This is a genomic window from Spiroplasma endosymbiont of Danaus chrysippus (genome assembly GCF_902809815.1).
Taxonomy (GTDB): Bacteria; Bacillota_I; Bacilli_A; order Mycoplasmatales; family VBWQ01; genus Spiroplasma_E.
In genome coordinates this window covers 103,454-116,093 of the sequence record NZ_CADDIL010000001.1, presented here as the reverse complement: position 1 = coordinate 116,093, position 12,640 = coordinate 103,454, and the positions used below count along the sequence as shown (strand labels likewise).

11 protein-coding genes are annotated in these 12,640 nt (G+C 24.8%); 3 read left to right on the top strand and 8 right to left on the bottom strand.

The window, feature by feature from the left end:
• Positions 1-63: 63 nt before the first annotated feature.
• Entirely contained in the window at positions 64-1,302 is a 1,239-nt protein-coding gene (locus SPIRDC1_RS00680; RefSeq protein WP_174479940.1) for an IS256 family transposase, read from the bottom strand.
• 295 nt (positions 1,303-1,597) lie between these two features.
• Between SPIRDC1_RS00680 and SPIRDC1_RS00675 the strand changes: the two genes are divergently transcribed.
• The 3 genes from SPIRDC1_RS00675 (at position 1,598) to SPIRDC1_RS00665 (ending at position 4,023) form a co-directional block, all read left to right on the top strand.
• On the top strand, positions 1,598-1,756 hold the full coding sequence (locus tag SPIRDC1_RS00675) for a hypothetical protein (protein ID WP_174480017.1): 159 nt from the start codon (positions 1,598-1,600) through the stop codon (positions 1,754-1,756).
• Positions 1,757-1,814: 58 nt separating this feature from the next.
• Positions 1,815-3,053 carry an IS256 family transposase gene (locus SPIRDC1_RS00670; RefSeq protein WP_174479940.1) on the top strand — a complete coding sequence of 413 codons (1,239 nt, stop codon included), beginning with the start codon at positions 1,815-1,817 and terminating at the stop codon, positions 3,051-3,053.
• 187 nt (positions 3,054-3,240) lie between these two features.
• The gene (locus tag SPIRDC1_RS00665; protein ID WP_174480016.1) at positions 3,241-4,023 is read left to right on the top strand and encodes a hypothetical protein; all 783 of its coding nucleotides are present in this window, start codon (positions 3,241-3,243) and stop codon (positions 4,021-4,023) included.
• Between the two features lie 54 nt (positions 4,024-4,077).
• Here SPIRDC1_RS00665 and SPIRDC1_RS00660 read toward each other — a convergent pair whose 3' ends face one another.
• From SPIRDC1_RS00660 to SPIRDC1_RS00635, 7 genes are all read right to left on the bottom strand, one after another.
• The gene (locus SPIRDC1_RS00660) at positions 4,078-5,316 is read right to left on the bottom strand and encodes an IS256 family transposase (RefSeq protein ID WP_174479940.1); all 1,239 of its coding nucleotides are present in this window, start codon (positions 5,314-5,316) and stop codon (positions 4,078-4,080) included.
• 127 nt (positions 5,317-5,443) lie between these two features.
• Positions 5,444-5,650 (bottom strand): hypothetical protein, encoded by a 207-nt coding sequence (locus SPIRDC1_RS00655; protein WP_174480015.1) that lies wholly within the window; start codon positions 5,648-5,650, stop codon positions 5,444-5,446.
• Positions 5,651-5,793: 143 nt separating this feature from the next.
• Positions 5,794-7,623: a hypothetical protein gene (locus SPIRDC1_RS00650; protein ID WP_174480014.1), complete on the bottom strand. Its 1,830-nt coding sequence runs from the start codon at positions 7,621-7,623 to the stop codon at positions 5,794-5,796.
• On the bottom strand, positions 7,589-8,371 hold the full coding sequence (locus SPIRDC1_RS00645) for a hypothetical protein (protein WP_174480013.1): 783 nt from the start codon (positions 8,369-8,371) through the stop codon (positions 7,589-7,591). Before SPIRDC1_RS00645 ends, SPIRDC1_RS00650 begins: the two co-directional genes overlap by 35 nt.
• A gap of 5 nt (positions 8,372-8,376) precedes the next feature.
• Positions 8,377-9,567 carry a hypothetical protein gene (locus tag SPIRDC1_RS00640; protein WP_174480012.1) on the bottom strand — a complete coding sequence of 397 codons (1,191 nt, stop codon included), beginning with the start codon at positions 9,565-9,567 and terminating at the stop codon, positions 8,377-8,379.
• 18 nt (positions 9,568-9,585) lie between these two features.
• Positions 9,586-9,720, bottom strand: coding sequence for a hypothetical protein (locus SPIRDC1_RS10150; RefSeq protein ID WP_255495886.1), 135 nt, complete (start codon positions 9,718-9,720; stop codon positions 9,586-9,588).
• Positions 9,721-9,723: 3 nt separating this feature from the next.
• Positions 9,724-10,203, bottom strand: a complete 480-nt coding sequence (locus SPIRDC1_RS00635) for a hypothetical protein (protein ID WP_174480011.1) — start codon at positions 10,201-10,203, stop codon at positions 9,724-9,726.
• Positions 10,204-12,640 lie beyond the last annotated feature (2,437 nt).

The following is a 12,640-nucleotide window of genomic DNA, read 5'->3' as shown; positions in this document are numbered from 1 at the left end:
CATTGAAAATAATTAATATTTAGAGGCTTTTTAGTAATCTGTGTTTCTTTGTTTTACAAAGTACTAGTTCAGATTAATTCTGTCTTCAAATTTTATCATAAAATGAGCAATTGCTGTATTTCAATTTTGAATAGGCAATGTTCATTTTTTTGTGATATTTTCAATTGCTAAGTAAAAAATTTTAAAAACTGCCATATCATTAGGAAAAACTTTTTTATTTCTAATAACTTTTCGTAATTGGCTATTAACAGATTCAATAGCATTTGTAGTATAAATTACCCTTTTAATTTCTGCTGGATAACTAATAAAAACCATTAAATTTTCTCAATTTTTATATCAAGATTTAGCAATTTGTGGATATTGTTTATTTCATTTACTTTCAAATGATTCTAAAGCTTGCATTGCTTGTTCTTCACTACATGCTGTATAAATTGGCTTTAAATCGATAACTAGAGACTTTCGATGTTTGTATGAAACATATTTTAAGCTATTTCTAATTTGATGAACTATGCATAATTGATGTTCAGTTTTAGGATAAACTGATTGTATTGCCTCTGACATGCCTGTTAAATTATCACTACAAGCAATAAGAATATCATTTAAGCCTCGATTTTTCATTTCTGTAAAATTATTTAATCAGAATTTAGCACCTTCATTTTCACTAATTCATAAACCTAAAACATCTTTTTTACCTTCTAAATCAACTCCTAAAGCTATATAAACTGATTTGTTAATAATACGTTTATCCTGACGTACTTTAACTACGATACAATCAAAATAAATGATTGGATAAACACTATCTAATGGACGATTTTGCCATGCTTTGACATCATCAATGACATCATCAGTAATTTGACTAATTACGCTTTCGCTAATATCTGCGCCATCATATAACTCTTGCAACTGCATTCTAATATCTGATAAAGTCATACCTTTTGCATATAGTGAAAGAACTTGTTGATCAAAACCATCAAATCTTCTCTGTCTTTTTGTGATTATTACTGGTTCAAAATTACTATTACGATCTCTTGGTACATCAATTTCAATTTTACCTTGTTGAGTTATTAATTTTTTTGATGTTGTACCATTACGAACATTGTCATTATTACTGCGTTGATTTCTTTCGTGTCCTAAATAATTTTGCATCTCAGAATTCAACATTTTTTCTACCAATCGTTTAGTTAATTCTTTATATAAGCCTCCCTCTTTAAAAACTGTTGTTAAATCCTCAGTATTTTCTAATAATAAATCTACTGCTTTTGATATTGGATCATTGTTATTAAGATTATCTTTTTTAGCCATCTGTAACTCACTCTTTCTAGATATATAAATTATATTTACTAGAATTAATTAAACATAGTTATTTTTGTAAGTCACACAGATTACTAAACATTCCCAATATTTAGGCATTTGACATATACCCTTTTTGACTCCTATTCCCTATTTTTTATTCTTGCTTAAAATATGTCAATGTAAGTCCTAAATTTTATTTTATACAGAACGAAACTATAGAATTATTAAAAATTTGGATAACATTATAATTCTATAGTCCACCGTTTATTACGGTGCTGATGAGTTCATAAAAGGAAGTGAAATAATGAGAAACATTAGAACTGAATGATTTTATAATGAAAAAAGTCCTAAAGAAATAAAATGTCGAACAGTAGAATTATTAAAAAATAAAGAAGATGCTTTATGTTATTTATTAGCATTAAATTTGGGAATGTTTAGTAATCTGTGTGACTTACAAAAATAACTATGTTTAATTAATTCTAGTAAATATAATTTATATATCTAGAAAGAGTGAGTTACAGATGGCTAAAAAAGATAATCTTAATAACAATGATCCAATATCAAAAGCAGTAGATTTATTATTAGAAAATACTGAGGATTTAACAACAGTTTTTAAAGAGGGAGGCTTATATAAAGAATTAACTAAACGATTGGTAGAAAAAATGTTGAATTCTGAGATGCAAAATTATTTAGGACACGAAAGAAATCAACGCAGTAATAATGACAATGTTCGTAATGGTACAACATCAAAAAAATTAATAACTCAACAAGGTAAAATTGAAATTGATGTACCAAGAGATCGTAATAGTAATTTTGAACCAGTAATAATCACAAAAAGACAGAGAAGATTTGATGGTTTTGATCAACAAGTTCTTTCACTATATGCAAAAGGTATGACTTTATCAGATATTAGAATGCAGTTGCAAGAGTTATATGATGGCGCAGATATTAGCGAAAGCGTAATTAGTCAAATTACTGATGATGTCATTGATGATGTCAAAGCATGGCAAAATCGTCCATTAGATAGTGTTTATCCAATCATTTATTTTGATTGTATCGTAGTTAAAGTACGTCAGGATAAACGTATTATTAACAAATCAGTTTATATAGCTTTAGGAGTTGATTTAGAAGGTAAAAAAGATGTTTTAGGTTTATGAATTAGTGAAAATGAAGGTGCTAAATTCTGATTAAATAATTTTACAGAAATGAAAAATCGAGGCTTAAATGATATTCTTATTGCTTGTAGTGATAATTTAACAGGCATGTCAGAGGCAATACAATCAGTTTATCCTAAAACTGAACATCAATTATGCATAGTTCATCAAATTAGAAATAGCTTAAAATATGTTTCATACAAACATCGAAAGTCTCTAGTTATCGATTTAAAGCCAATTTATACAGCATGTAGTGAAGAACAAGCAATGCAAGCTTTAGAATCATTTGAAAGTAAATGAAATAAACAATATCCACAAATTGCTAAATCTTGATATAAAAATTGAGAAAATTTAATGGTTTTTATTAGTTATCCAGCAGAAATTAAAAGGGTAATTTATACTACAAATGCTATTGAATCTGTTAATAGCCAATTACGAAAAGTTATTAGAAATAAAAAAGTTTTTCCTAATGATATGGCAGTTTTTAAAATTTTTTACTTAGCAATTGAAAATATCACAAAAAAATGAACATTGCCTATTCAAAATTGAAATACAGCAATTGCTCATTTTATGATAAAATTTGAAGACAGAATTAATCTGAACTAGTACTTTGTAAAACAAAGAAACACAGATTACTAAAAAGCCTCTTAAATTTATATCCAAAATTATATCCACAAGATATTTTTTATTCATGAATTTTAGAAAATAATCAAACTGGATATTTAATTATAGTTGGTAATAATAGAGATACTATTGGACATATGCAATTTAAATTTATAAAAGGAGAATAAAAATGGAAACAAATAATTATACTTTAACAAAATTAATAAGAATTGGTATAAGTCCTATTTGTGCAATGATTGGTACAAGTGCTTATTATGGTCAAGTAATTGCAAATCCAATATTAGGTTCAATTAATAGTTTATTATTTGGTAAAAAATTAGGTTTAGATATATGAAATTTAAATCAAAGACCAAATACTAAAACTAAATTAATTAATAGTTCTAAAAAAATATTATTAGGTTTAGGAACAATTGGTTTAGTTAATTATTCAAAGTTTGTTACCAATAATATTAACCCTAATCCAACAGAAAATCCTATTACTACAACAACAGTAGACCCTTTTCCACCAGATTTATTATTTGTAGTAAATAATAACCCTAATAATTTAATGGATTGAGATACATTTATTAGTTTAAATTCATATGGTATTGCTAGTTTGGTTGCTGGTATTACTGAATTAATACCTAATCGTTTTGAATCTATAAGAAGAATTACTAATATAGCTACTGGTGGTTGTTTAATATCAAGTGGTGTTGCTATGGGTATTAATAATGATTTTAATAATGCTTATGCAGTACCTACCATAATTGCTGGTGCAAGTGAAATTATTCATAATTTACTACCTATGGAAACTACAAATCATATTCAAGAAATACAAGAAACACCATTTAATAATGAAACTGCAAGATTAGTAAATGATAATGTAAGTAATTATGGCAGTGATATAAGTGAAATATTATTTGATAGAGATAATGCTTCATTAAATTGAGATTATAGTCATCATCATTTATAAAATTAAAAAATGCGAGGCTTTTTAGTAATCTGTGTTTCTTTGTTTTACAAAGTACTAGTTCAGATTAATTCTGTCTTCAAATTTTATCATAAAATGAGCAATTGCTGTATTTCAATTTTGAATAGGCAATGTTCATTTTTTTGTGATATTTTCAATTGCTAAGTAAAAAATTTTAAAAACTGCCATATCATTAGGAAAAACTTTTTTATTTCTAATAACTTTTCGTAATTGGCTATTAACAGATTCAATAGCATTTGTAGTATAAATTACCCTTTTAATTTCTGCTGGATAACTAATAAAAACCATTAAATTTTCTCAATTTTTATATCAAGATTTAGCAATTTGTGGATATTGTTTATTTCATTTACTTTCAAATGATTCTAAAGCTTGCATTGCTTGTTCTTCACTACATGCTGTATAAATTGGCTTTAAATCGATAACTAGAGACTTTCGATGTTTGTATGAAACATATTTTAAGCTATTTCTAATTTGATGAACTATGCATAATTGATGTTCAGTTTTAGGATAAACTGATTGTATTGCCTCTGACATGCCTGTTAAATTATCACTACAAGCAATAAGAATATCATTTAAGCCTCGATTTTTCATTTCTGTAAAATTATTTAATCAGAATTTAGCACCTTCATTTTCACTAATTCATAAACCTAAAACATCTTTTTTACCTTCTAAATCAACTCCTAAAGCTATATAAACTGATTTGTTAATAATACGTTTATCCTGACGTACTTTAACTACGATACAATCAAAATAAATGATTGGATAAACACTATCTAATGGACGATTTTGCCATGCTTTGACATCATCAATGACATCATCAGTAATTTGACTAATTACGCTTTCGCTAATATCTGCGCCATCATATAACTCTTGCAACTGCATTCTAATATCTGATAAAGTCATACCTTTTGCATATAGTGAAAGAACTTGTTGATCAAAACCATCAAATCTTCTCTGTCTTTTTGTGATTATTACTGGTTCAAAATTACTATTGCGATCTCTTGGTACATCAATTTCAATTTTACCTTGTTGAGTTATTAATTTTTTTGATGTTGTACCATTACGAACATTGTCATTATTACTGCGTTGATTTCTTTCGTGTCCTAAATAATTTTGCATCTCAGAATTCAACATTTTTTCTACCAATCGTTTAGTTAATTCTTTATATAAGCCTCCCTCTTTAAAAACTGTTGTTAAATCCTCAGTATTTTCTAATAATAAATCTACTGCTTTTGATATTGGATCATTGTTATTAAGATTATCTTTTTTAGCCATCTGTAACTCACTCTTTCTAGATATATAAATTATATTTACTAGAATTAATTAAACATAGTTATTTTTGTAAGTCACACAGATTACTAAACATTCCCAAAAATGCCTTTAATATAGGCATTTTTTATTATTAATAAATACTTTTTACTTCTTCTTTTTTATTAATAGAATTTAATTTACTTTGTAATTTATTAATTTTATTTTGTTTTTTAAGTTCTTTTTTATTAGGGTCTGTTAAAGATTTACCAAATGCAACTAATGCTTTTCCTAATTTAATTAAAACATAACCCCCATTAATACATAAATTAGCAACTATAATAATTGTTGTAGTATCCATATTAATCACCACCTTTCTAAAAAATTTGATTAATTTTTAATACAATTTTTACAATAATGAATATAATTAAACCAGCAACCGCAGAAGATAATAAAACTCCTATTAAACCTAAAATAATCTTTATAATTTTAAAAAACATAATATTATTCCTGTAATTCTTCTAATTTTAAAAGTTGGCCAAATCTTGTAGGGTCACTAACGATAGCAATGGTATCATTTTGCATTTGTAAAGAAATTATTATTCTATCATTAACTTTATCTCAATCCAAAGTTTGAACCTCTTTATTTAACTCACCATATAAAAATTCTTTACACATAAAAGCAAATTTTTTATTACTTGATTGACTTTCAAAATTATAATAAATTTTATATTTAGTATTTGATTTAAAAGTATATTTAATATGATTTATATTAATTTTTGTTCCTACTTCTTTTCATTTTGGAATACTTGGAATTGGATTATTTTTTAATTCAATATCTCAACAATTTTCTTCAATTTCATTTGTTTCTAAATTATTAGAAATAATTTTTATTGGTTTATTCATATTAATTTTATTTGGTGAAATAATATTTAATGTATTACTAGTAATTTTATAAATATTTTCATTATTTTCTTCTAATTCTTCTAATTTTCATAAATTACCGTTTCTTGTATTTCCAGCTAATCAAGTAAATATTGGAGTATTTGTTCTATTACAAATTAAATAAGGTTGAGAATGATTTATATCAAATGTTAATTCAGTATTACTTCCTTTTGAATAAATAAATTCTTCATAAATATAAATATCAGATAATATTAATGTTTGTCTTCTAATACCATAATTAAATCATATACGATATCTTTTATTTTCTTTACAATCATATGTAATAGTTTGATTAACTCCATTTATAACACTTGTAGCAACTATTAATCACTTTTCTTTATCTTGCTTTTTATCTAATAAATTATCAACATATTGTTTTGTAGTTGCATCTTTTTCTTGTTCTGGTTCACCTATATCAACAATTCTAGTATTATTTGAAGTAATAATTCTTTTTTCTTTAGGTTGAATAATATTTGGACTATTAGGGTCTACTTCTCATAATGATTCACTACTACCACCAGTAGCACTAATAGTATTAGTTTCTTTATCAATAGTAATATTTTCACCAGCAATTAATTTATCTTGTTTTTTATCTAATAAATTATCAACATATACTTTAGTTGTAGCATCACTTAAAAATGTAGGTGTACCAACATCAATAATTCTTCTCCCATTAACATCAATACCTTTATCATCTTTTGGTTTAATAAAATTAGGATTATCTTTATCAACTTCTCATAATGAATCAATATTACTATCAACATGAATTTTTAATTTAGGTATAGTATCAGTAATATCATCTATTTTTATACCAGTACCTTCAATTATTCCAATTTTTTGTAAAAATGTTTTATTACCAGAATCTCATGTTATTACTCTTGTATCACTTTCATCAAAAATACTAGGTGTATTAAAATTATCTGTATTACATGAAATAGGATTATTAATTGCTTTTCTTGGAGTATGTAAATTTGATTGTTGTAATAAATTATATACTTCCATTAATACATAATCTGGTTCAGTTGGTGGACTAATACTACTTGATAAACCATTACCACTAATAGATACACTACTTCTAATAAATGCCATTCCATCAGTTAAATAATATATAGTCATTCTTGCTGTTGCTCTTTTAACTAATTGTTGTTGAGTTTCATTAAGATTTTTAAATCCTATTACTTCAATTTGATTACCAGTAATAGTATTAATTCTTTCACTTGATATAGCAATAGCCATAATAGTAAAATCAGTTTTAGTATTATCAATTGTCGTTTGGTCAGCATCTGGTATAAAACCATATATAGTTTTTAAATCATCTTTTGTAATATAATTTAAATTTACATTTCAATCAATATTATTTTTGTTTTCCATAATCTTTATACCTTCCATATCCTTGTACTGCTTGTGATTTATTAACTACACCAATAACAGATTTATATTTTCCTTGTTGAGTAACTTTTTTATTCATATTTTTAACATTAGTTCTAACTCTTTTTTCTCTATCAGTTTTAGATAAACCACCATTGGCATATTCTCTAATAAATACACTATTAGCACCAGTACCATACATACTTTTTGCTTTACACATATCAATTCAAGTTTCTCTTGTGACCATAAAATAATCATAACTTTTAGATAAATTAGTTCTATAAGTTAATGTAGCAATACCATAAGTACCAGATTGTTGTTGTATTACTGGAGTTCATATACCACCCGCTAATGCACTACTAGAAAGATTAATATAAACTCCAATAACACTATCAGCAAAATTTTCATTAATAGCATTCATTATTATTTCTTTACCTTTTTGCATTAATCCTTTACCAGTTAAATATTGTTTTTGAATATGTTGTAATTTAGCAATATTATTATTAGTAATATGTGTCATTATTTTTTTATGAATTACTGGTAAATTAGTTAATTTTTGTAAAACTTGTTGAAATTCAGATAATTCTTTTTGAGATTTGCCTTGTCCTAATACTTTTGACATTAATTGATTTTTTAATATTCCTGCTGGATTTTTTAAAAAACTATTAAATAATGAATTACTTTTTTTAAATTTTTCTATTAATTCAGCAGTTTGAATATCACTAACAGCAGTTTCTAATATCATTCTTAAAAGTAAGATAATAGGCATTTAAATTACTTCTTTGTAAAAGTTACTTGTAAAGAACCATCATATAAAGTTTTACCTTCAACATTAGCACTTGTTGCTGTTAAATCTGAAAAATTAGCATTACCTTTAACATAATTAGGATTTTTAGCAAGAATTGCTTTTTCAACTTCATCTGCTGTTGGTGTTGCACCAGCCATAGTAATAGCACCTAAATTAGTAAATTCAATTGCTGTTGCAATATCAATACTTGAAGTAACTGTAAATCCTTTAACTAAATCTGGACGTAATGCTTTACCTTCTGAAACTAAAAACTTATGAAAATTCTTAATATTACCATTAGTTTGTAAAACAAAAATATTATCTTGACCACGATTAAATGGAAATGCTAATGCTTCTTTATGCACTAATACAGCATCACATCCTAAAAAATTAAATCCTTCTTTTTTATCAATAACTCCAGCGGGATAATTTCTACCTAATCACGGACATTCTACAATTTTAATACCACCAATTTCTACAATTTTACCATCTTTTAATGCTTGACTTGCACTATCACTACCTAATGTAGTTGTTGATAATAATACTAATGGTTTAAAAAAACTAGATACTCATAATGTATAATCTTCTTCATCTGTACCAATATATTCATCAGTAATTCTTGCTTTTAATGTTGCTAATGTATTTGATATTTTTAATCATAATAACATTCTATAATCATCTATTTTTGGTGTACTTGGTAATGCAATTTTAATAATTTCATTATCTTTTGCTGTTTTAACTGCTAATGATAATAATTTTGCTACTAAATAAGTTTCTACTGTTTTTGCTTTTGCATCAATTCAACTAGATGCTAAACTATCTGATACAAGAACATTACCATCTTCATATTTTGCACCTAATCTTTTTAAATCTAATGTTTCTTCTTCAAAAACAATTTGTTTCTTTTTATCTAATAAAATTTGTTCAACTCTTGTGGCTGTTAAATCATTAGCACCAGCACCAGCATTATAATCATCTGTAAGATTTTTTTTAGTAATATTATAAATAGCAGTACCAGCATCTAATTGTTCTCTATTTTCTACTGTTGCATTAATTAATGCTACTCTTTTTGATAATAAAACTTTTAAATTTTTAATATATTTTACTGATAAATCTAATTTCCCAGTTGGATTACTAGGGTCATTAATTGTTGTTGATTGTGTTGTAATAATTGCCATTTTTATTTCACCTTTTCCTTATTTTAATTTCATTAATAATTCAATTAATAAATCTTCTACTTGTAATTTTTTTAAATTATTATCATTAATAATAATTAATGATTTTCTTACTAAATCAATTTGACTAAGTAATTCATGCATACTATAATCCATAATTTAACCTACCATTCCTATTTTTCTAGTATCTACTTCATCTTCTTTTTCTTCTTTAAATTTATCTTTTACATCTAAAGAATTACTAATATTTGTATCTTTATTTTTATTAAATAAATGTGGAAAATCTTTATTTAATAATGATAATTCTTCTTCAATATCTTCTTTATCACCAAGATATCTTTTTAATAAATTAATATTTTCTTGTGATAAATCATATTTTTTATAACTTTCTGAATGTCTAATTTCTCTATCTTTATCAGTTTTTTCTTTATATAAAGCATTATATTTTTCTTCTAATTCTTTATATTTTTCTTCTAAAGTTGGTTCTTTAGATTCTTCAGTTTCTGATTCTTTTTTCTCTTCAGATTCTTTTTCAGTATTTTCTTCTGATTTTACTTCTTCTTTATTTTCTTCTTGTTCTTCATCTTTTTCTTTTTCTTCCATAGTATTACCTTCTTTCATTTCATTTTCATTTAACATAATTACCACCACCTTTCTAACTGTTATGTCACTCTTGGTGAAATTTGTATATTATTAAAGTTAATATTACTAATTATTTCACTAGTTAAATAATCAGTATTAATATGCAAACTACCAATTAAATTTATAGTTATATTTAATTTAGTACCTACAAAACTCATAATTAATCAAGTTTGTATAAAAGTTACTCTTGTATCATCTGAACTAACATTATTTGTATCTCCAATTAATACTGAATAATATTTATTACTATCAAGTTCATTTTTTATATAATATTCTTTTAAACTAGGAGATAAAAGAATTTCTACTTTAAATTTACAATTATTACCTTCATGTTCTTGATTATCATTATAGTGATAATAAGTTTCTGGATTATTTTCATGAAAATAAGGTATATATTCTCCTATGAATTGAGGTATATCTTTTAAATCAGGAATAATAAATGAATTACTACTATTAAAGGTATTGTTTTTATTTCCTTCAATTGCCGATATACTAATATTTCAATTTAATTCAAAATTTTTATAATCATTTAGAAAATCTTTTACGTTTTGATAATCATAATCAGTTAAATCAATTGAAATATTTTTTATTCATGACTGATAATTAGTATTATTTGGATAAATAAAATATTGATAACGTTTAGAAATATCTGATACAAATGGAGAAGTAAAATTATTATTTAATTTTTGACCAGATAAATCTATGAATATTGAGTGTGGTATTTCTGTTGGCGGTGGTGGATTAACTGCTTTTGGATAATTATATTTATTTTTAAAACTATAATTATTATTTGCTAGTAAAAAGTTATTTTTAATCAATCTTATATTACCACTTGCTTTACCAACCGTTTGATATGTTCCTGCTCAAATACTAAAATCATCACTTACAGCACTTTCGTAATCATTTGGCATACTATAAAATGTTAATTTAAAGTTACATTTTCCTTGAACTAAAATATCAATCATATCTATATAAAAACCATTATAATTATCATTACTAAAAATTGGTGATTGTAAATCAAAATCTTCTACTGGTGGTAATAAATATATTTGTTGATTATTATTTGGATTATTTTGTGATATATTAACTAGATTCATATATTTAGTATCAACAATATTATTATTATCAATATCATAAGTTGAAAGTTTAATGTTATCCGTTAAATTAAACGTAAAACTTGTCATATGACTTGATGTTCCTAAAATTGCTGGTAATGAATCGGGTGTGCCATTTCTAAAAACATCATAAGGCATAATATTTTTTTCTTTTGCACTTGAATAAATAACGTTTGTATAAAATTTATATAATTCTGCACTCATAAAAAAATTAACAGTATCAAATCTTGGTATTAATAAATTTGAAACTTTTTTAAATCCTATATTCATTCCACCAGTAAAACCACTAAAAAAACTACCAAATACCGGTATAGTATTTAATTGAATTTTAACGGTTTCTCTTATTGATAAAGGAATTTCATTCATAGAATTATAAATAAAATACATTAAAGCATTTAAATTTCTTAAATTTTTAAATTTTAAATTATTAATAATATAACCATTAACCTGACCTCTTATTTTTTTATTATTTTTATTAAAATATACAAAATAAGGATTACCAATAGTATAAAATTTATCAGTATCTAAGTTTACTCCATTTAAAAAATTACTATCTCAATAAGGAATATATTTACCAGTTTCAGTGTCAATTTTGTTTGTAGATGTTGTTTTTTNTTTTTTTATTATTTTTATTAAAATATACAAAATAAGGATTACCAATAGTATAAAATTTATCAGTATCTAAGTTTACTCCATTTAAAAAATTACTATCTCAATAAGGAATATATTTACCAGTTTCAGTGTCAATTTTGTTTGTAGATGTTGTTTTTTCAACATCAGTTAATATATGACCTTCAAAAGTTTTTTTCGCACCATCATCATACATTGGTGCTATTACTTCTTGCCATTGTTGATAAGTATCAACTGTTGATTTTGCTCCTACTGTTAAAACATAATTAGTTTCTNTTGTTTGTAGATGTTGTTTTTTCAACATCAGTTAATATATGACCTTCAAAAGTTTTTTTCGCACCATCATCATACATTGGTGCTATTACTTCTTGCCATTGTTGATAAGTATCAACTGTTGATTTTGCTCCTACTGTTAAAACATAATTAGTTTCTGGCAAAGCACTAAAACTAACTGGGTCATATGTAGATGCTTGATAATTTAAAGGAAAAATTAAATGTGTAGGATTCATAATAATTTCTTTATTATCATTTTTGTTAATAATATTTCTTCCTAATAATCCAATTCCTATTTTTCCAACTGTACCATAAAAAGTAATCTGTGCATGTGTAACTGGTCTTGGTGGTAAATAATCTTGGTCTAATATAATATTATTATTTAAATCCAGTGTAGGTATTGCAACCGGTTCACC